Source organism: Psychrobacillus faecigallinarum, assembly GCF_014836595.1.
Taxonomy (GTDB): Bacteria; Bacillota; Bacilli; order Bacillales_A; family Planococcaceae; genus Psychrobacillus; species Psychrobacillus faecigallinarum.
In genome coordinates, this window is sequence record NZ_JACSQO010000005.1 from 134334 (window position 1) to 155844 (window position 21511).

A 21511-nucleotide genomic window follows, 5' to 3' on the forward strand; every position below is an offset into this window, starting at 1 on the left:
TTCGCAAGGAAACTCTTTTTAATAATCTTAATCTACAATTTTCATCATAGAACTGTGGTATAATTACCATATCGCTCTGTGAGTGAAAATAATTGAAAAGAGGCAGATACATGAGTTTCCAACGACAACCTAAGGACGTTTCACCTTTCGTGGCAGCACGGAAAATTGATGAGAAGATCTCTTTTACACGTAATGACGTTGAAGTACAAGGTACTATTTTTAAAATTTTAGAGCAATCTGTTATTGTCGAAATATCTATGGAGGATGCGAAGAAAATTAATGTTCCTTCCAACCTTACAGTAGTATCTCATAAAAATTATACGGTGCTATAACGAAGTATTTCTTCCAGAAAAGCTTGACCATATTTGTCTCGCTTATTAGCACCTACTCCATGTACATCTAATAATTCATCTTCGGTTTGCGGACGCTTTACACACATGTCTTGTAATGTTTTATCAGAAAATATAACAAACGGTGGAACACCAGCTTCGTCCGCAATTTTTTTCCGAAGTACCCTTAAACCTTCAAATAATGGGTCGTTCTTAGCGATTTGCTTTGTGACCGCCACTCCCTTACGAGTTATCTTTCTCTTTCCTAACAACACATCTTTTCCTGCATCTGATATATAAATTGTCGGCATACTACCCTGCTTTACTAATAGTAATCCTTCCGCAATCATAAACTCCATAAGCCCTAAAACTTCTTTAGAGGATTTATTCTTTAAAATCCCATAAGTAGATAGCTTAGTAAACCCAAAATCTACTACTTTTTTGTTTTGAGAACCAGTTAATACTTGAGCGATAATCGTCTTACCAAATTTTTGTCCCATCCTTACCACACAAGATAGAACCATCTGTACTTCCTTTGTTACATCCTGCACTTCTCTGGAATCCGTACAATTTCCACATTGACCACAAGGTTCTCCATTTGGCTCACCGAAATATTGGACAATGTACTGCTGTAAGCAACTTTCTGTATGACAGTAGTCTACCATTCCTTGTAGCTTTTCTAGCTCTTGTGGAATTCGTTCACGGTCCAAAGCCTGATCTATTAAGAATCGTTGAGTTTGTACATCTTGAGATGCATATAACACGACACATTCACTTGCGAGCCCATCACGCCCAGCTCTTCCAGCCTCTTGGTAATAACTTTCCATGTTTTTTGGAAGCTGATAGTGAATGACATATCTGACATTGGACTTGTCAATTCCCATTCCAAAAGCATTTGTAGCCACCATAACTTGTGCCTCGTCTGTTAGAAATCGCTCCTGCTCCTTATTTCTAAATGCCTCAGGCAATCCAGCATGGTATTTAGCTGCTTGAACCCCTGATTTGTTTAATAAATCATACAGCAAATCTACAGTTTTTCTTGTTGCTGCATAAATAATACCAACTTCGTGCGCATTCTTTTTAATAAAATCCTTCAGAAATTTATTCTTGTCTTGTCCAAGTACAACAGAGAACGAAAGATTGGCACGAGCAAATCCAGTAATGACGGTATTGTCGTCATTAATTTGGAGTAAACGACAAATGTCGTCTCGTACAGCTGGTGTTGCTGTCGCTGTTAGTGCTAGTACAACAGGGGGGTCTGTAAATACGTCCTTTAACCGATGGATAGCACGGTAGCTAGGTCGAAAATCATGTCCCCATTGCGAGATACAGTGAGCCTCATCAACTGCTATTAATGGCACCTTCACTTTTTTTAATTGGTTTAAAAAACTTTGAGACTCCAAACGCTCTGGTGCAATATATAGCATTCTATATTGGCCATTCAAAACCTCTTCCATCGTTTCTCTGACTTCTTCTGCCGTCAATGTACTATTGATAAAAGTTGCTGGTATCCCAGCCTGCAACAATGTGTCGACTTGATCCTTCATCAGAGAGATTAGAGGAGAGATTACTATCGTTGTACCATCTAATAATAGGGACGGAATTTGATAGCAAAGAGACTTTCCGCCTCCTGTTGGCATTACGCATAGGCTCGACTTGCCATCCATTACATAGTTTATAATAGTCTCTTGTCCTTCTCGAAAAGAGTCATACCCATAATATTCCTGTAGTAGTTGAGTTGCATTTTCTAGCATGCTGGTCGCTCCTATCTAGTGAAGTAAAAAGGGAAACAGATTATTTTCCGCTTCCCTTCTTTTTATTCCCTGTATTAGTTTGATTTGTTTGGGGTTTTGGATCAACTTTGTCGATGTCTGGTTTTAAGAGGATATACCCTAAGAGAGAGGACACAATAGCTGCACCAAGTGCGATAAGGATCTTATTTATAATAGTCACTTCATTATATTCTTCTTGAGATAAAATAATCGATGCCAATACAGCCACAATTACCATGATCGGTATGATAACTTTTGATTTTTTCAAAGCGAACTTCCTTTCCGACATATAGTTTAGTATACCATAAATTCATAGGGATAATGTGAGTACATGGGTGAAATATGGAATGAGTTTGTTATCTTCTTGAAATGAGCCAATTAAAGTTATGTAAGATATGCCCTCCTACAACTCATTAATTGTCTCGTATAAGCACTTATGTCTTCTTCTCCATAAATTCCTTAAGCTCCACACCAAATACCCCATTCCTTTTTAAATCTAGTTTCTTATGTGATAATAGAGTAAACACATTTTAAGGATGAATTTGATGAGAAATGAAATAGATATAAAAGTAAAAGAGTTGTTAGCAAATGATTTACAGAAGGGCGTTCCTGTTTTATTGAAGGATGGCTTTCATGAAATAGATTCGTTAGTAGATGGCACAATCTTAAAGCTGCGTAATCCCGGTGGAAAATTTATCGGGAAGGGCTACGTCGGAAAGCAAAATAAAGGGATTGGCTGGTTACTTACCAAAAATGAAGCCGAAGCAATTGATACTGACTTCTTCCTAAAGAAAATCACCAGTGCTTTGAAGCATCGGGATGATTATTTTAATAGCGATGATACAACTGCTTTCCGCATCTTTAATGGGGAAGGAGATGGAATCGGCGGTTTAACTATTGATTATTTTGATGGTTTTTATTTAATCAGCTGGTACAGCCAGGGGATTTTTGCGTTTAAGGAGCTAATTTTAGAAGCATTGGAATCTGCTGTCCCTTCCTACAAAGGAATTTATGAAAAGAAACGATTTGATACTAAGGGACAATATTTAGAGGACGACGATTTTGTCAAAGGCAATCGAGGAGAATTCCCTCTCCTAGTAAAAGAAAATGGGGAAAATTTTGCAATATACTTGAACGACGGTGCGATGGTCGGAGTCTTTCTAGATCAAAGGGATGTCCGAAAAAAAATTCGTGATGAGTATGCCAAAGGAAAAAATGTTCTTAATACATTCTCTTATACTGGTGCATTTTCTGTTTTTGCTGCAGCTGGTGGTGCTAAGAAAACTACTAGCGTCGATTTAGCTAAGCGTAGTTTGAGCAAAACAACTGAGCAATTTGAGGTAAATGGAATTGACGTTGAGAAGCAGGATATCATCGTCATGGATGTCTTTGATTATTTCAAGTACGCGAAGCGCAAGGAGCTATCCTTTGATATGGTCATTTTAGATCCCCCTAGCTTTGCACGTTCGAAAAAGTATACATTCAGCTCTGCCAAAGATTATACAAAATTATTGAAGGATGCAATTGCTATTACTGAAAAAAATGGTGTAATAGTTGCCTCCACGAACAATGCAACCTTTGGAATGAAAAAATTTAAAAGCTTTGTAGAAAAAGCTTTTAAAGAAAGCAGTCAAAAGTACGTAATTGAGGAAGAATTCTCTTTACCAAATGATTTCCGTACTTCCCCACTTTTTAAAGAGGGTAACTATTTAAAAGTACTTTTCATACGAGCTATATAAGAAAAGTGTAAGCGGCTGATCTGCACCGACAAGCAAATGCGGAAATACGAGGAGGCAGCTCCTCAGCCACCGCAGTAGTTCCTCATTTGACCTCGAGGGGCAAGCCGCTGAAACTGGACAATAAGAAAAGGGTAAGCGGCTGTTCTGCACCGACAAGCAAATGGAGGCATTTCTTCATTCGATGCAAATATCCTTGGTTGCGCTGAACCGGACAAGTAAGTAATGGGACAATGTTTTATCATTACTGCAAGGTTCCGGGTGTTCTCTGCAAGGGTTAAGTAAATTTGTGCAAGGTTCTAACCCTTTTCCGCAAGGATTTGGACCATTTGTGCAAGGTTTATCCCATTTCCCGCAAGGTTTACAATGCGCTCGATAAGCTTCTTTGTTTGGCGCTCCAAGCAAATATAAAAGGGATGGTCGTGATTCAAGTCACAGCCATCCCTTTTTTTTAGATTAAGCTCTTTACCACTTTAGATGTTGTAGCGCCATCTGCTTTTCCTGCTAGTAATGGTTTAGCAATTTTCATTGCATCTCCCATGTTCATTCCCTTAGTAACTCCAGCTTCTGTTAGAGCTGCAGCAATTTCTTCCTCACTTAATTGTTTAGGCAAGAAGCTCTTCAGTAATACCAGCTTTGCTTCCTCTTTTTCGATTAAATCTTCGCGTCCTGCATCTTTTGCGCCATCCAATGCTTGGTTTGTTTGTTTTACTTCACGGTTTACTACCGCTACTTCCTCTTCTGGAGTTAAAGAGGATCCTTTTTCTTTTTCTGCTTTATCTAGAGCTGCCTTTAAAAGGGTTAATACTCCCTTAGAAAGCACATCTTTATCACGCATCGCTTGTTTCAATTGATCAAATACTGCTGTTTTTAACATTTTAATACTTCCCTTCTACTTTACATCTCATTTATTTTATTATAGTCCACCTCTTCTTCTGCTGTAAAATTTAGTTGCATTTAATATATAAGCAAAGTATTATATAAGCGATTACTTATATACAAAAGGAGAAATATCATATGACACAGGAAATAGAACGAGCAGCGAATATATTCAAGCTGTTGGGTGATAAAACACGACTCAGCATGATTAAGATGCTTGAATCTCAAGATTATTGTGTTTGTGAATTTGTGGAGATATTCAAAACTAGCCAGCCTGCCATTAGTCAGCACATAAAAAAATTAAGGGATGCCGAGTTAGTTCAAGAGTCTAGACGGGGCCAATGGATTATCTATTCACTAAATAGAGATAATGAACTCTTTTCGCTTGTGAAGAGCATTCTTGCACACCTGCCGAATCAAGACTTTAACCTGAAGCAGCTAGAGGAACAAGGACGACGTATTTCATGCAAGTAATTATTGGAGGTTTATAGATTGTCACCACTTATTTTAGCAACGATTATTTTTATCGTCACACTTATCTTTGTCATTTGGCAGCCGAGGGGCTTGAATATTGGTTGGTCTGCCTGCGCAGGGGCAATTGTAGCATTGTTAGTTGGGGTCGTCGGATTTAATGATGTCCTAGAAGTTATAGATATCACCTGGAATGCGACCCTTTCCTTTATTGCCATTATCCTTATATCTTTAATCTTGGATGAGATTGGACTTTTTGAATGGGCTGCTCTTCATATGGCTAGAGCAGCAAAAAGCAACGGTATTAAAATGTTTGTCTATGTCAGTCTCCTAGGTGCAATAGTAGCAGCTTTCTTTGCTAATGATGGGGCTGCACTAATCCTTACGCCAATTGTATTGGCAATGGTTCGTAATTTGAATTTTTCGGAGAAAATGATATTCCCCTTTATCATGGCCAGTGGTTTTATAGCAGATACGACTTCTTTACCGTTTGTCGTCAGTAATCTGGTAAACATTGTTTCTGCTGATTTCTTTGGCATTGGTTTTATAGAATACGCTTCTCGAATGATTCTACCGAATATATTTTCTTTAGCTGCAACTATCCTTGTATTGTTGTTTTATTTTAGAAAAAGTATCCCAAGAACGTATGATTTAACAAGGTTAAAAGAGCCTAAAGAAGCTATAAAAGATAAGAAAATGTTTCATCTATCCTGGTTTGTGCTTTCTATTTTATTAGTTGGTTACTTTACAAGCGAATTTATAGGACTTCCAGTTTCATTTGTAGCAGGTTTGGTTGCAATATTTTTTATTGTTATGGCAAGAAAAAGTACGGTTGTGGATACTCGAGCTGTAGTAAAAGGAGCACCCTGGAATATTGTCTTTTTCTCTATTGGTATGTATGTAGTCGTTTATGGCCTTGGAAATGCTGGTTTGACACATGCTTTGGCAAAGATTATTGAGGGAGCAGCAGAACACGGATTATTTACTGCAACGATGTCTATGGGCTTCATTGCTGCATTCTTATCATCAATCATGAACAATATGCCTACTGTAATGGTCGATGCCTTAGCTATAGCCGAGACGAATACTACGGGCACGATTAGGGAGGCACTTATATATGCCAATATAATAGGTTCCGACTTAGGTCCTAAAATTACACCTATCGGATCACTCGCAACCCTTGTTTGGCTTCATGTTCTTTCACAAAAAGGCGTTAAGATTTCTTGGGGAGTTTATTTTAAAACAGGTCTTATCTTAACAATACCTATATTATTCATTACACTCTTAGGATTATATTTATCCTTAATAGCCTACTAAAAATAAAGGAGTAGATCTAATATGACCAACAAAATAATTTACTTTTTGTGTACGGGTAATTCCTGCAGAAGTCAAATGGCAGAGGGCTGGGCTAAACACTATTTAAGCAAAGACTGGACAGTAAAAAGCGCTGGAATTGAAGCTCATGGTCTCAATCCCAACGCTATAAAAGCCATGAAAGAGGCTGGCATTGATATTTCTAACCACACTTCGGATATTATTGATGAGGAAACACTTCATCAAGCAGAACTAGTTGTCACTCTATGTGGAGATGCTGCAGATAAATGCCCCGTCACACCTCCTCACGTAAAGAGAGTGCATTGGGGGTTTGATGATCCTGCCAAAGCAGATGGCTCGGAAGCACAAAAATGGAGCACCTTCCAGCGAGTTCGTGATGAAATTGGAGAAAGAATTAAGCACTTTAGCGAATACGGAAAGTAAATATAACTTCGAGCATAAAAAGCTCGAAGTTTTACAGAAAATAGTTGTATTTTACAAATAACTAGCATATGCTATATTCAGAGGTGAAACACATGGATAATAAACGAGAGCTTTTTCAAATACTTACACGTAGATTTGGATTATTAAATAAAAATTGCTGTACAATAGGGGCGGTGGACGTTTCCACCATACAAAGCCATATTCTCTATGAAATCGATAAACAGCCAGAAAGGTCCATGCAACAAATTGCTGAAGCTCTTGCAGTAGATATCACCACCTTTAGTAGACAAATTCAAACATTAGTTAAGATGGAATTAGTAAAGAAAACACCATCACATACGGACAAAAGAGTTTATCTACTTTCTTTAACAACTCAAGGCAAGTTCGTCGCTACAACTATAGACCAATCGATGAATGACTATTTAGAAGAAGTATTTTCCCATATGAATGATTTTGAAAAAGAAACTGTCATACGCTCGATTCAATTATTGAATCAGGCGATGGCCAAATCAACTGTTTGTTGTACCCCACTACTTTAAGCAAGTGAAAGCTTGCTTAAAAAAATAGTAATTACTTGCAATTTACAAATAATATATTGGAGGTTATTTAAATGAATCAAATACAATTAAAGCCTATTAGCACTGGATGCTGTTGTTCTCCTTCTGAAAAAGTTAAACCGAGCAAAGATTTACCTATTGCCATTATTGGTGCTGGACCAATTGGTTTAGCTGCTGCTGCTCATTTGGTAAATGCAGGAGAACGTTTCATAATTCTTGAGTCAGGTCAAAATGTTGGCCACCATATTACTTCTTGGGGGCATGTTCGTTTATTTTCCCCATGGCAATATAACGTGGATAAAGTTGCGAAGAAATTGTTGGAGAAACAGGGATGGATTGCTCCAAATCCTGAGGAACTTCCTCTAGGTCAAGAACTGGTTAGCAATTATTTAGAGCCTTTAGCTAGTCTTCCAGAAATAAAGAGCTATCTTTTCCTTACTACGAGAGTATTATCTATTAGCAAAAAAGGATTAGATAAAATGAAGACTGCTAATCGATCAGATGCCCCCTTCGTACTTTACACGGAGCAAGGCGGACTATCGAATAGAATCGAAGCGAGAGCTGTTATTGATGCAACTGGAACTTGGTCCAATCCAAATCCCATTAATGCAGACAATATATGGACTAATACGGAAAAAGATTTAAAAGATCATATATATTATGGAATTCCTCATATTCTTGGATCAGCTTTACAAAAATACAAAGGAAAACGAGTAGCGGTTGTTGGTGGTGGTCATTCGGCTATCAATACAATTCTAGAGCTCGCTCAGTTAAAAGACGATGTGAAAATCACATGGATTATGAGAAAGAAAAATGTAGAATCTGCATATGGAGGAGAGGAAAAGGACGCACTTGCAGCTCGAGGGAAATTAGGAAGTAAAATTCACCAGTTAATCGATTCAGGCAAGATTCAAGTATTTACACCATTCCACATCCACCAGCTTATCAAGACAGAGAAAGGTATTGAGATTGGTGGAGAATTCGCGAGCAAAGAGATGGTTCTCCCACCTGTCGATGAAATAATTGCTAATACAGGTAGTCGTCCAGATCTTTCCATGACAAGAGAGATTAGATTAAGCATTGATACTGCTACCGAGAGCGTAGAGGCTCTGGCTCCGTTAATCGACCCTAATCTTCATAGCTGTGGAACAGTTCGTCCTCATGGAGAAGAAGAATTACGACAGCCTGAAAAGGGATATTACATTGTTGGTATGAAAAGCTATGGTCGAGCACCTACATTTCTAATGGCTACAGGATATGAGCAAGTGCGCTCTATCGTAGCATATCTGACGGGAGATTTGGTTTCTGCCAAAAATGTTGAGTTAGATTTGCCAGAAACCGGTGTTTGTAGTGTGAATTTGAATGACCCAGCATCTACTTGTTGCTAGGAAAAGCGAGTAGGCTCTATAGTTTTTTCTAATATAGAATCAAGAATCTATACTAAACTTCACAAAAATATATCTCTTTAAAAAAATCCCGAGAACTTATGTCTCGGGATTTTTACGTATATTTAAACTTCCGCTTGTACTTCTACAACGGTTTCTTCAACTTCCGAACGAGACATTTTTTCTTGTCCATTCTTTAGTGCTTTTAATGTTTTATGAGCTAATGCAAGAGGTAGCTTGCAGAATAATAGGATGCTTTTGCGATTAATGCTTTTAATATATTCATCCGCTTTAGCTAGGTTGCCCTCAGCATATTCAAACATATCTGCTCGTGTCCATCCTTCTGGGAAAAACTGAACCCCGCGCTCACTATCCTCTTCCTTATTACGTAAAATATTTACTGCCTGTAGGCCTCGACCATAAGCAATTGCTAGATCACGGTCTGTTTCAATGTCAGCATTCCATTTCCATAGGTCAGAAAGCATTACACCAACAAGCCCAGCTACATAGTACGTATACTCGTCCAAGTCTTCTTTTGTTTTTACTTGCCATTCCTTCTTTGTCCACTTTGCCATTCCTTCTGCCATTTCAGCAGTATAGGTCTTAACAGTCTCTACTAGATCTTTCGGACAAATTTCAAGCCAATCTCCCAGTCTTAAGGAAACTGCTGGCAGAGTTTCTTGATATGGAGCTACAAGCATTTCATATTCTTTTTTATCAAAATCATTTACCAGCATTTTGCTAGTTTCTAATAGTAAACGCTGTTTTGCTTGTGAATCTAATGTTTCATGGTCTTCAATCTCGTCAATTGCACGCATACAGAGATACGCAGAGGCAACCGCCTTTTTTAGAGTAGGTTCTAAAAAAGTAATTGGTATATAAAAGGTTCTGCTTGTTTTCTTCAGCATATCCATTGCTTCTTTTTGTAATGTTGCTACTTCACGCACAACTAGGCCTCCATTTCACAATCTACTCTATCCTCTATTGTATCGGATTTTCACAAAAAGATAAAACGACTCCTTACAGTTGTCGTAAATCTGTTACAACTTCGCTTGTATAATATTGTTCGCTTTCCACAAATCTAATTAGTTTGGAAGCAACTTCCTCCGCACTACTTAACTGACCGGTATTCTTATATTCCTTGAAACGATCAACTAATGGAAACTCACTTTCCGTGGATTCCCGAATTCTACCTTGCATATTTGTATCAATAATTCCTGGAGCAATCGAAACCAATTTCACTCCATTAGATTTGCTTGCCTCCTCCAGCTGAACTGCTTCAGTAAATCGATCTAGACCAGCCTTCCCAGCACAATAGCTGCTCCACCCCTCATATCCCTTACGGCCCGCGCCAGAAGAGATTTGCATAACCTTCTTTGGAATTTCTTTTTGTTCTGTCATCTTTATAAATGTTCCCGTCAAAATCATAGGCGCAGTTAAGTTTACTGCAATACTTTTTGCCACTAAATTGTTATCTATATCTCCCGCTGTCCCGATAGGTTCAATTGTTCCTGCGTTATTGATAAGTGTTATAGTCGTTGCACCCTCTATGACTTCATTCATCAACTCTTCCATAGTTTCCGCTATTTTTTCAGTTTTAGCTAAATCTAATATGAAGTGATGATAATTAGAATGCTCAAATTTACTTTCTCCTCTAGCAATCCCATATACCACTTTATTGTTGTCTAGTAATTGCTTTACTAACTCTTGTCCAATACCGTTAGTTGATCCCGTTACGATAAATACATCCATTTCATTTCCCCCTTCAATTGCTATTACTATTAGCATATCTTTCCTTTTAGCTACTTTCAATTATGTTTATGTACAAGTTTGGAGAAAATAAAAAAAGACCTCGAAAATATTTTTTCTAGGTCTAGTCAGAATCACCAGCAAGCTTTCATTAAATAAAGTCCATTAACAAGCTATTAAACCTTTCTCTTTCCTCCCAGAAGGGACCATGACCACTGTAGTAAAACGGCAACAATTGTGAGTTTGAAATTTGCTGATGAATTTCCTCAGCTTGAGAAAAAGGGATAACCCTATCATGGATGCCATGTACAATAATCGTTGGTGTAACTATTTGGCGTAGATCCTGTTGAACATTTTCATCTCTAAGTAACTCGATGACTGCTGCTGTAGACCACCCAGCTGCTTGCAATCCCATGTGAAAGAACCAATCACAAAACTCCTCCGTAGCATATTGAAAAAAGAAACTATCCGTTACTTCTCGCATCATCTTAGGTCGATCATTCAATGCTAAATGTAAAAAATGGTCAGCTGTGTCTTTTGTAAAACCTGTTGGTGCTGCAGAATCCACTAAAACAAGATGTGTAACACCTTTTCCATTGTACCTAGACATATAGCGTATAGCTATTGCCCCTCCTGTTGAATGACCTACTAGTGCAAAATCATCTAATTGAAGTGCATCTACTATTGCTAGAATATCATCCGCCAGCCTATCATACGTGTACCCGTCTATTGGTTTATCAGACTGGCCAAATCCTCTCCAATCCAGACCTATACAGCGATACCCCATATGTGGGAGCACATCAAACTGATACTCAAACTGCTTGTGACTTAACGGCCAGCCATGAACAAACAAGATGGTTTTTGAGCCGGTAGGATTTATGTCTTCCACATATAAATTCACACCTGGTTCTACGTTTACAAAATACCCTATACTACTTCCTCCATTGTTCAATTGATTTTCATTAGCGTATTCATCTCATTAGACATGAGTTACTTTTGACATAAAAAGTCCCATTCTAGCCTTGGGAGGGCATAGAATGGGCGCAGCTATTAAGAGTAAGTCACTCTCTATTCAGTTATTCAATACCTTCTATCGTTACTTCCTTCACTGGTAAGAATAACTCTCCAGTTTCTAAGTACTTCACCTGTACCTTGTCGCCTACTTCCATATAAACAACGAATGGCGCCATTTCTGAAGAGACAATGTAATTTATTTTATTGTCTAGCAAGAACGATACTTGCGTGAAGTCTCCCACACGTTCTTTAAATACACGTACTACTGTGCCAGAGACTGATTTTTCCTCAGCGCTTGAACTGCCATCTACTGTACTTCCTCCACGCTGAATTGCTGTTTTATAGAGTTTTAATGCCTCATTCGGTGTATTACCATATACCGATATTTCTGGGTTAGCGGCTGAGACGATAAAGTAATTCTGTAAGAATCCGTTTGAATCCAGTACTGGTGTTAGCCAGCTTGCCTCTCCGTAGAAATTATACAGAACTGGCATTTCACCGGACCATTTCTTTTCAATAAATTTCTTTTCAATAATTTGAAGTGCCCCTTGCGAGTCCATATAGGAATCCTCAAGGTTTCCAGTGTAGTAGGTCGCTTTGCCTGTTCGCCCGTCCGTCAAGGAATAGCCAAGCATAGAATCTACACCTTCTTTTGGACTCGTAAAGTCTGTAAAATAATACATTTCTCCATTTTCAGTGAAGATTGGGCTGACGTTTGCCTCTGTTCCCTCATCTGAAGGTAGCCTCACGTCCTTTTTACCAATCAAGCTATTGATAAACCCATGTACATATTTTCCGTAATAGCTATTTTGTAAGCTAACCGTCTCTGGTGACACCGCACCATCGATAAATTCTGGGACATCTGCAAGCGCAAACGATTCTGTTTGGCCTGTTGAAGGGTCTACAACGACAATACCTTCTACATCAAAACCGTTACGAGCTGTGATGAATTTACCATATGATCGAATATAATATGGCTCACCATCTTCATCAATTTCTAATTGTGCATCTCCATAAAAGATTTTATTCGGATGCTTCATACGCATATGTCTTTCCAAGTTTTTATGAAGATATGATGATGGTGTATAAGTCATGTCTGCTTTTACAAATTTCGGATTATCCGCCGAATCGGTTGCACTCATTGTAAAATACCCTGGAGTAACATCCCCATTCCACCACTTGAAGAATCCTGAAAATTCTACGGGTGCAATATAAACGTACTTGCCATCTACTTTTTGAATTTGTAAATTACCCAATTCATAATAGCTTGTGTTTGGCACTTGCCCAAATGCCTTCTTCATTTTGTTACGAGCAAACTTAGGAGGAACACTAGCTGGTGTCTTTGTTTCATCGAATGCTTCGATTTCCACTTGTTCATCCATTTTCGCTACATCGTACTTTTTATCAGCATTCCAAACCGGAGCTGAAAGCATATAAATCGTTAGAGCTAAGCTACCCAGTAAAAGAACTCCTTTTACCTTTTGTTCTACGCCTCTTGCCAAAAATGTTCCTGCAAAAGTTATAATCACTAGCCATGGCCATAAGGCAGTCCAGTTTCTATCCAAATTGGTTACATAGTATATAATTGCAACTACGACGAATGTTAGGATTGTTAGTAAAGCAATTGAAGAAACTTTATCTTTTCGATCGCCGCCGAGTGGGACTACTAATAATGCAGTAACAATTGCGACTACGGCTGAAATAATAAATACATAAGCCATTTATCCATCCTTCTTTCTTTTATTCATACTTCTTTATACGGTCGTAAGAAGAAATAGTTTCAAGCTTTTCGTTATATTGATTTTTGAAAGTAGCCATAAGAGCTGATAAATTGCCGCCATTATACCGTTTCTATACGCTCTTCATACGATTTTCATAGCTATTTTTTCTCATATAGGATTTTCTTTAAAACAAAAATACCCTATAAGATGACCTTTTTTCAAAGTGTCTATCTTATAGGGTACCTTTTGTTGAGATCCAAAAAATTATTTTAATTCATTTAAGATTTCATCTAATTTTTCTGTTTCTGTTGTTACACCGTTGCTTGAGAAGTACCAGTTAACACCGTCTAGGTATACGATTTTGCCTTCTTTGTAAGCACGAGTTTGTTTGATAATATCATTTTCGATGTCTGCTTTAATTGTTTCTACATCAGAAGCAGTACGATCAATAATTAGTAATACTTCTGGGTCAACAGAAAGGATTGACTCGTAAGAGAAATCAGAACCATGTGATGAAGCTTCAATATCAGTAGTCGCTGGTTTAAAGCCAAAGTCATTATATACGTAAGCAAAACGAGAATCTGCCCCGTTATCGAAACCAGAGATTTTCTTATCGTTGTACATTGCTACTAATGCGTTTTCATAACCTGCTGCTTTTTCTTTCACAGCATCTACTTTCTCTTGTAACGCTGCTTTTAATTCTTTAGCTTCTGTTTCTTTATCAAAGATTTGAGCTGCTAAGTCAACTGTTTCATTTACAGCATCAATATAGTTTTGGTTATCAGAACCGATGAATACTACGTTCGGTGTGATTTCTTTCAATTCTTCATAGAATGGAGATTGACGACCAGAGATAAAAATAACATCTGGTTCAGCAGCTGCTACTGCTTCAAAGTCAATTTGTTTTAATGTACCAACATCAGCAACACCGTCAACAACATATTTTTCTTTTAAGTGCGGAGGGATGTTACCTTTACCACCGCCAGCTGCGATTCCTACGATACCTTCCACACCTAAAGCATCAAGTGTATCTAAGAATCCATAGTCCAATGTGATAATACGTTCAGGCATTTTTTCTAATGTAACATCTTCAAATGTGATTGTTGTACCTTTTTCTTCATCTTCACGTGAAGCAGTTAAGGAAGATACTGTCATTGGGAATGCAGAAGTTTCCGCCACCTCATTTTCTGCAACAGGTGTTTCTTTATCAGTAGATTCTCCAGCTGATGATTCGTCATCTGAGTTACATGCTCCCAGCATTAATGTTAAAGCTGCTAACGCAGTTAAAAGTTTCCATTTCTTCATCTTTTGCTTCCTCCTAGAAATACTATCTTTAATTGAAAATGATTATCATTTTCATTCGTCTGTAATCAGTTTAAATGAAACGCACAAAATTTGTCAACTCATTTTTGCAATTAATTCTCATTCTCATTTAAACCGCATTAAATACGTGCATAAGTGACTAGACTCATGCACGCAGATTGAATCTTCTACCTATTAGAGATAAAACATTTTGCTGAAAATTAATGGGAATTGAAGTATACGCAAATACGGCAACCATCTTGCACTTGTACAGGAATATCCATATCATATACATCACGTAAAGCTTCCGAGTTAATAATCTCATGCGTTGGACCATCCTTTACAAGACGGCCATCCTTTAATGCTACGATGCGATCAGAGTATACAGAAGCAAAGTTAATGTCATGTAATACAATGACTACAGTTTTCCCTAAATCATCTACAAGCTTGCGTAAAATTTTCATAATTTGTACAGAATGTTTCATATCTAGATTATTTAAGGGCTCATCTAATAAAATATATTCTGTATCCTGAGCAATAACCATTGAAATAAATGCACGCTGTTTTTGACCACCCGATAACTCATCTAAAAAACTATCTTGCATCTCGGTTAAGTTCATATATTCCAGTGCTTGGTCGACCAATTTTTCATCCTCTGCATTTAGTCGGCCCTTGGAATACGGATAGCGACCAAAGGAAACAAGCTCGCGAACAGTTAAACGTATATTTAAGTGGTTTGCCTGTTTTAAAATAGCTACTCGCTTTGCAAAAGTATCTGACTTCATTTTCTTTACGTCCGTTTGATCTAAAAATACTTCCCCTGTATCAGCATCTAATAGTCGGCTCACCATTGATAACAAAGTGGATTTACCAGCACCATTTGGGCCAATAAAAGAAGTGATAGCCTTTGGTTGGATTTTTAATGTTACATTTTCAACGACCGTTTTTTTCCCAAAGCTTTTAGAAAGCTCTTTAATTTCAATCATTCTGCTTTCCTACTTTCCTTTAGTAATAAGTAAATAAAGTAAATCCCACCGACAAAGTTAATTATTACACTAATCGTTGTATTCAAATGGAATACATGCTGCACGAGAAATTGTCCTCCGACAAGCGCTATAATACTAATCAGGCTCGCCCCAACAATCAATACAGAATGTTTATAGGTGTCTAAATATTGATACGCTACATTCGCTACAATTAAACCTAAGAATGTGACAGGTCCAACTAACGCTGTTGAAGTAGCTATTAACACAGAAGATAATATTAAAACTTGTAGTACGATTCTGTCATAGTTAACACCTAGATTGATGGCATTATCTCGACCTAATGATACAACATTCAAATCTCTCAATAATCGAGAACCATACAAAAATGCAAGTCCCAGTATAACTATTGCAATAAGTAACAATTCTGTTTTCACATTCATAAAGCTTGCAAACAATCGAGCTTGTAGACTTTCATACTCTACAGGATCAATAATAACTTGCATGAATGTTACTAGACTTCCTAACAAGGTTCCAATAATCATACCCGCTAACAATAGAAGGAAAATTGGATATTTATCTGCTCGGAATAAAAAACGATATAAGATTAAAGCGAAAATTACCATCGCAATAATAGATACACTAAAGTTTAAGTAACGGCTTACGACGAAAACAGAAGCTGAACCTGCTGTAAAGTATATTACCGTTTGCACTACTTGATACATAGAGTCAATACCCATTACGGAAGGTGTTAATAAACGGTTATGTGTTACAGTCTGGAATATAACCGTCGCATATGCAATTGCTGTACCAGTAATAACCATTGCAGCTAAACGCTCTAAACGCTTTGGAAAGGCATAACTGAAACCACCCTGAATATTATAAAATGCAAACAACGCCATAAATATTAACGCAATAACACCTAAAATAATTAGCTTGGTACTATTTTTTCGCATATGCTTTCCCCCTAAACAACATAATTAAGAAGATCGCACTGCCAATTACGGCGACTGTCGTATTAACCGGAATTTCATATGGATGGACAATTAAACGGCTTATAATATCACATGCGAGTAAGAATGCAGCACCCATGAAAATAGTATGCGGTATTGTCTTGCGTAAATTATCTCCCAGATACAAAGAAACAAGGTTAGGAACGATTAAACCTAAGAATGGGATAATACCTACTGTTAAAACAACCGTTGTAGAAATTATCGCTACAATGACAAGACCTATATTTAACACTGTACGATAACTTAGGCCTAAGTTTTTTGCAAAATCCTCACCCATACCTGCTACAGTGAATTTATTTGCATAAATATAAGCAATAATAATCGCTGGTACAGCTACGTATAGTAATTCATAGCGCCCAGAGACAACTAATGTAAAGCTCCCTAAAAAGAATGATTCAACATTTTGTAAAACATCTGCTTCATATCCTAAGAATGTTGAGATGGCCCCAATGATATTACCGTACATAATACCGATTAAAGGTACGAAAATAACATCCTTAAATTTAATACGCTCAAGCAATTGCATAAAGATAAAAGTTCCAATTAGAGCAAATGTAAAACTAAAGAAAATCTGTCCCATATAAGACATATTTGTAAAGAATATCATCGAAACTATAACACCTAGTTTTGCTGCATCAAGTGTACCAGCCGTTGTCGGTGATACGAATTTGTTTCGGCTTAAGCTTTGCATAATTAAGCCCGCAATACCCATTCCTGCACCAGCTAATATAATTGCCATTAAGCGTGGCAATCGACTCATTAAAAAGATTTGGGTCTTTTGGGAGTCCCAATCAAGCAGATCACTCGGTTTAATATCAATGGCTCCTATAAATAGCGAAATAAAGGATAGGATAATAGTTGCTACTACTAATATCCATAATCTCATTTGTAATCCCCATAAAAAATTATTTTTCTCAATTTTATTGATAACGATTATCATTATTGAGTCGTCTTTCATTATAAACAAGGAATATAGTAAAATCAACCTGTTCTACTCGATAACACTATTAATTTTCACTATTCTTTGTACTCTAAAATTACGAGACTTCATAAAAAGATATGGAAGAAGGGCAATTCGACTCTCGCTTACTTTCCCTATCAAGCGAATATAAAAAAACTGCCCATTTTTATTAAGCAGCTATATTACTTATTAACTTTTTGTAGTAGCATTTAATTACTTATTAAAATTTTATCATCCTGTTCAAATGTAAATCTTATATATACTTCTAAGCATCTCCATGGTTGCGATTCTTCAGCGAAATCCATTTGCTCGTTCATCATTTGGGACTTCATCCATTACCCTAAGCCCCCCCAAACATACAACTTATTATTTGAAATGTATACTTCTACATACTAACTTCTTCTAGACATATCGTCTTTTTCTTTTTAACCTCAAAGCCCCTCTTCCAGCTGATCGTCACCATAAAGGCAGACACGACCAATACGCCACTTAGAACATAGAAACACATGACGATTAGACCTGAAGAAACCATTCCAGTAAAAAGGGCTAGCAATAAAATTCTTATGAGTAAACCAATGGAACGAAACAAACTATCAACCCTACCAATGATTTCGTTTGGAATTTGATCCATCAGGAAGGAATTCCTCGCAACCCGAGCTCCACTGTTTCCAATCGCTAAAAACAACATTAATGTTAAGTAAATAGGTAGTTCAACAAAGACTATCATGGAAATCGCAACCGTATAAATAAGCACTCCTAAAATGATTGTCTTCTCATTTCCTAGTTTTTGCGCCAGAATAGGAACAACAATACCTGCTAGCACTGCACCAGCAGCATATATCATCCCTTCTAAACCATATACACTTGCATCCGCGTCTAACACCTCAACTAGATAAACAGGAAACAAATAATTTGTTAGCATGACCCCTATAAAAGGCATAAAAGAAAATACTAAAAAGACAAACATGGTTGGACGAGCCAACATATAAACTAAGCCTTCCCACGTTTTACCTTTCTCCACCTTTTCTGCCTTCGGTCGTTTTACTCTTGTGTAAGGTAGCTTAACATAAAAGTATATCGCTGCTCCGTACGTCAATACATCTAATAATAAAATATAATGTAAATCCCATTTCATCAGTAAAATACTCGCCACTCCCCCAGCAATCATACTAGAAAGCTGGCCCTGTACCTCCATCGTTCCATTTAAAGACTTATACTGATCCTTATGGAAAATTTCTTGATTCATCGCAAACATGGTTGGATAAAAAATTGTGTAATATAGACTACCAATCATATAAATTAGTGTATAGTGCCAGATTTCATAGGATAAACCTAAAAATCCAATAGAGGCAAAAAACAATAATACAACTAAACAAACCACTTCGCTGATTAAAAGTAATTTCTTTCTGGACATTCTATCCACTAAAGAACCTACAAAGGGCGTAATTATAAAACTAATGATAGTCATAGAAATTGTAATGTACCCAAATACAGCATTGCCATCGTCACTCGTCACTAGCATCCAAGGAATTGCAATCATCGTTATTCCTGAGCCAATAGAGGAAGCTATATTAGCAAATATAATTAACCAAAATCGTGAATCCTGATATAAAGTTTTCATCGTCAAACACCCCTTAAAATATTCTTACTATTTTAAATATAAGGGAATCGAAGTATCGCGCATTCAGTCAAAGGTCTTGAATGGTTCTCATACATTTGACTGAAGAAAAGAGAGGATGCAGCTCTTCATCCAACACAATACTCCTGTTTGTGACAAGCTTGCACAGGAACTTCATAAAAAATTTGAAAAAATATATACCTGATTTTCTAATAAAAAAATCATTTTTACCTTAATGGGTCGTAATCCCAGTAGATAAAAATGATTTATTTGCCTTACATATTATTTTAAGACCTCAAGTGAGATAAAACCTTTTGGTTACTTCAAAACTACTTAGGGAGCTTTGTCGATTATAGACTCCCTAATGAATTTTCATTAAGGGTCTATAATCGCTTTATAGCGTTTCCTTATATACAACGAACCATTCTTCGTCTTTTTGGAAGATACTTGTGCCTACCCAGCCCGCTGCTAGTAATTTTTGCTGTTCCTCTATGTCCCCCATTTTCATATGGAGCTCTTTTTCGCCAAATGTTATAAAATCATTTCCATCGATTCTCTTGTAAAATATGTAACGCAGCATATTATCATACTTACGTTTGAGAGCTTTAATAACCATTCCTTGGCTTAGCTTGTCTTTTAAGCTGGCAAAGTTAAATGGTGCTACCGTCGCACAAATATAGATGTATGTAGAATCTTGCATAAGCTCCATTACAAGGTCCGCTAGTTTTCTTTGGAGGCCGTAACCGCGGTATGTAGGATGGACATTCGTAATTTCTTGATAGACAACGTCACCTAATTGTTCTTCCGAAAGACCAATATCATATCCTAAATGATGCTTGTCCATTGCTGGAATCGCAAGGGTGCGAAATGCGATTAGCTCCTCACCTGCAAATACACCTACCATTAAACGGTGCTCTAGAGAGTCTTCGAATTCCTCCTTTGTAAGGGGCTGTAAAAACTCTTTATTATCTAAGTTTTGCAAGACAATGTCCTGTAAGGCTAAAATTTGTTCTATATTGTCCTTTGTTAACTCTCGAGCTGGGTACTCTTTTTCCCCAAGACTGACTATCCACTCTTTCATTGATGCACTTCCTCTTACTTCATTACTTTATCGGAGAACTCTGTTAACTCTTTTAACACTTCTTCATCCACGTCTATACCTAAACCTGGTCGCTCATTAAGTTTAATAAAAGGAACATCATAGCGCAAATTTCCAACGTCCTTCGAGAACTTAAGTGGACCCGTCAATTCGACACTCGTAAATGCTTTTTTAGAGAATGCTACATGAAATCCTGCGGCTGAACCAATGGAAGACTCGACCATAGAACCGATTTGACATTCTAAGCCTGCCATTTCAGCCATATGAGCAAGCTTCATAGCGGGATATATACCGCCACATTTCATCAGCTTAATATTCACTTTGTGTGCAGCTTGCTTCTCTATTAACTCACGCATATCACGAAGTCCTCTCAAGCCTTCGTCCATCATAAGGGGGGTACTAGTTTTTGCCTTGACCTCCACCATTCCGTTAAAATCATCTGCCATTACAGGCTGTTCCAGCCAATCTAGTCCTGTATGCTCTAGCTGACGCATCGCAGAAATAGTATTAGCACTATTCTTCCAACCCTGATTTACGTCTACTCGAATGGCAATCTCATTGCCCACTTTTTCTCTAACTGCTTGGATTCGTTTTACATCAGCCTGTACTTCTGTTCCTACTTTCATTTTAAATGAAGTATAGCCCTCTTTCATACGTTTTTCTGCTTCTTCTGCCATAGATTCTGGGGAGCCTATGCTCAATACATGAGTAACTGGAAATCTTTCATGATAACGCCCACCTAGCAATTGGTATACTGGAACACCGAGTTTTTTACCGACCACATCGTAGCAAGCAATGTCTAAGGCTGCTTTAGCTGCTGGTGCTTGGTAGACAGCTTTATCCATCTTTTCATGAAGTCGCTCAAATTCCATCGGATTTTCTCCGATTAAGGCTGGTGCTAAAGTATTTTTTAGCATAGCATATGTACTCTCCCATGTTTCTCCTGTTACGTGCTCGTCTGCGACTGCCTCTCCATATCCAACTAGGCCTTCTTCTGTTGTGAGCTTCACTATGATAGAAGGCATATCATCGTACGTATGATAACTAATGATAAATGGATCGATTAATGGTAATCTAATAGCAGATATTTCTATTTCTTTAATTTTCATATTTTTCTAACTTCCTTTACATATTTTTATTTTTTGGTTATAGTTGTCGTTAAAT

22 protein-coding genes are annotated in these 21511 nt (G+C 37.4%); 7 read left to right on the plus strand and 15 right to left on the minus strand.

Translation table 11 applies throughout. The features are described 5' to 3' along the window. The first annotated feature begins 110 nt into the window (after positions 1 to 110). Complete coding sequence (locus H9650_RS11750) at positions 111 to 332, plus strand: DUF2187 family protein (RefSeq protein WP_144538323.1); 222 nt, start codon at positions 111 to 113, stop codon at positions 330 to 332. On the opposite strand, the gene recQ is transcribed toward H9650_RS11750, so the two are convergent. Beyond that, the gene (gene recQ, locus H9650_RS11755; protein WP_191697307.1) at positions 317 to 2083 is read right to left on the minus strand and encodes a DNA helicase RecQ; all 1767 of its coding nucleotides are present in this window, start codon (positions 2081 to 2083) and stop codon (positions 317 to 319) included. The genes H9650_RS11750 and recQ overlap by 16 nt on opposite strands. A 40-nt stretch (positions 2084 to 2123) precedes the next feature. Then, positions 2124 to 2369: a hypothetical protein gene (locus H9650_RS11760; RefSeq protein WP_144538321.1), complete on the minus strand. Its 246-nt coding sequence runs from the start codon at positions 2367 to 2369 to the stop codon at positions 2124 to 2126. Positions 2370 to 2646: 277 nt separating this feature from the next. Here H9650_RS11760 and H9650_RS11765 point away from each other — a divergent pair, with 277 nt between their 5' ends. Next, positions 2647 to 3840, plus strand: coding sequence for a class I SAM-dependent rRNA methyltransferase (locus H9650_RS11765; protein ID WP_191697308.1), 1194 nt, complete (start codon positions 2647 to 2649; stop codon positions 3838 to 3840). A 448-nt stretch (positions 3841 to 4288) separates the two neighbouring features. Here the strand turns inward: H9650_RS11765 and H9650_RS11770 are convergent, their stop codons facing one another. Beyond that, positions 4289 to 4714, minus strand: a complete 426-nt coding sequence (locus H9650_RS11770) for a GatB/YqeY domain-containing protein (protein WP_144538319.1) — start codon at positions 4712 to 4714, stop codon at positions 4289 to 4291. 140 nt (positions 4715 to 4854) lie between these two features. On the opposite strand from H9650_RS11770, the gene H9650_RS11775 reads away from it, so the two are divergent. The 5 genes from H9650_RS11775 to H9650_RS11795 all read left to right on the plus strand — a co-directional run bounded on the left by H9650_RS11775 (position 4855) and on the right by H9650_RS11795 (position 8890). Then, positions 4855 to 5190, plus strand: a complete 336-nt coding sequence (locus tag H9650_RS11775) for an ArsR/SmtB family transcription factor (RefSeq protein WP_144538318.1) — start codon at positions 4855 to 4857, stop codon at positions 5188 to 5190. An 18-nt stretch (positions 5191 to 5208) separates the two neighbouring features. Beyond that, positions 5209 to 6504, plus strand: coding sequence for an arsenic transporter (locus H9650_RS11780; protein ID WP_191697309.1), 1296 nt, complete (start codon positions 5209 to 5211; stop codon positions 6502 to 6504). A gap of 21 nt (positions 6505 to 6525) precedes the next feature. After that, positions 6526 to 6945 (plus strand): arsenate reductase (thioredoxin), encoded by a 420-nt coding sequence (gene arsC, locus H9650_RS11785; protein WP_144538316.1) that lies wholly within the window; start codon positions 6526 to 6528, stop codon positions 6943 to 6945. Positions 6946 to 7037: 92 nt separating this feature from the next. Then, positions 7038 to 7484 (plus strand): MarR family winged helix-turn-helix transcriptional regulator, encoded by a 447-nt coding sequence (locus tag H9650_RS11790; RefSeq protein ID WP_191697310.1) that lies wholly within the window; start codon positions 7038 to 7040, stop codon positions 7482 to 7484. Between the two features lie 71 nt (positions 7485 to 7555). Further along, positions 7556 to 8890, plus strand: a complete 1335-nt coding sequence (locus tag H9650_RS11795) for an NAD(P)-binding domain-containing protein (protein WP_191697311.1) — start codon at positions 7556 to 7558, stop codon at positions 8888 to 8890. Positions 8891 to 9012: 122 nt separating this feature from the next. Here the strand turns inward: H9650_RS11795 and H9650_RS11800 are convergent, their stop codons facing one another. The 12 genes from H9650_RS11800 to H9650_RS11850 form a co-directional block, all read right to left on the minus strand. Continuing rightward, a complete protein-coding gene (locus H9650_RS11800) occupies positions 9013 to 9834 on the minus strand; it encodes a squalene/phytoene synthase family protein (protein WP_225321611.1) in 822 nt (273 codons plus the stop codon). Positions 9835 to 9907: 73 nt separating this feature from the next. Beyond that, entirely contained in the window at positions 9908 to 10639 is a 732-nt protein-coding gene (locus tag H9650_RS11805) for an SDR family NAD(P)-dependent oxidoreductase (RefSeq protein WP_191697312.1), read from the minus strand. Between the two features lie 148 nt (positions 10640 to 10787). Next, positions 10788 to 11567, minus strand: a complete 780-nt coding sequence (locus H9650_RS11810; RefSeq protein ID WP_191697337.1) for an alpha/beta fold hydrolase — start codon at positions 11565 to 11567, stop codon at positions 10788 to 10790. A gap of 145 nt (positions 11568 to 11712) precedes the next feature. After that, positions 11713 to 13371: a sulfite exporter TauE/SafE family protein gene (locus H9650_RS11815; protein WP_191697313.1), complete on the minus strand. Its 1659-nt coding sequence runs from the start codon at positions 13369 to 13371 to the stop codon at positions 11713 to 11715. Between the two features lie 264 nt (positions 13372 to 13635). After that, positions 13636 to 14676 (minus strand): siderophore ABC transporter substrate-binding protein, encoded by a 1041-nt coding sequence (locus H9650_RS11820; protein WP_191697314.1) that lies wholly within the window; start codon positions 14674 to 14676, stop codon positions 13636 to 13638. Between the two features lie 218 nt (positions 14677 to 14894). After that, complete coding sequence (locus H9650_RS11825; protein ID WP_191697315.1) at positions 14895 to 15659, minus strand: iron ABC transporter ATP-binding protein; 765 nt, start codon at positions 15657 to 15659, stop codon at positions 14895 to 14897. Further along, entirely contained in the window at positions 15656 to 16612 is a 957-nt protein-coding gene (locus H9650_RS11830; RefSeq protein ID WP_151111746.1) for an iron chelate uptake ABC transporter family permease subunit, read from the minus strand. Before H9650_RS11830 ends, H9650_RS11825 begins: the two co-directional genes overlap by 4 nt. Then, positions 16599 to 17555 carry an ABC transporter permease gene (locus H9650_RS11835; protein ID WP_144538308.1) on the minus strand — a complete coding sequence of 319 codons (957 nt, stop codon included), beginning with the start codon at positions 17553 to 17555 and terminating at the stop codon, positions 16599 to 16601. Before H9650_RS11835 ends, H9650_RS11830 begins: the two co-directional genes overlap by 14 nt. 284 nt (positions 17556 to 17839) lie before the next feature. Next, the gene (locus H9650_RS20675) at positions 17840 to 17962 is read right to left on the minus strand and encodes a hypothetical protein (protein ID WP_255475357.1); all 123 of its coding nucleotides are present in this window, start codon (positions 17960 to 17962) and stop codon (positions 17840 to 17842) included. Positions 17963 to 18015: 53 nt separating this feature from the next. Further along, positions 18016 to 19251: an MFS transporter gene (locus H9650_RS11840; protein ID WP_151111748.1), complete on the minus strand. Its 1236-nt coding sequence runs from the start codon at positions 19249 to 19251 to the stop codon at positions 18016 to 18018. 391 nt (positions 19252 to 19642) lie between these two features. Then, on the minus strand, positions 19643 to 20329 hold the full coding sequence (locus H9650_RS11845) for a GNAT family protein (protein ID WP_151111750.1): 687 nt from the start codon (positions 20327 to 20329) through the stop codon (positions 19643 to 19645). 14 nt (positions 20330 to 20343) lie between these two features. Then, positions 20344 to 21456: a mandelate racemase/muconate lactonizing enzyme family protein gene (locus tag H9650_RS11850; RefSeq protein ID WP_191697316.1), complete on the minus strand. Its 1113-nt coding sequence runs from the start codon at positions 21454 to 21456 to the stop codon at positions 20344 to 20346. Between the last annotated feature and the right edge of the window lie 55 nt (positions 21457 to 21511).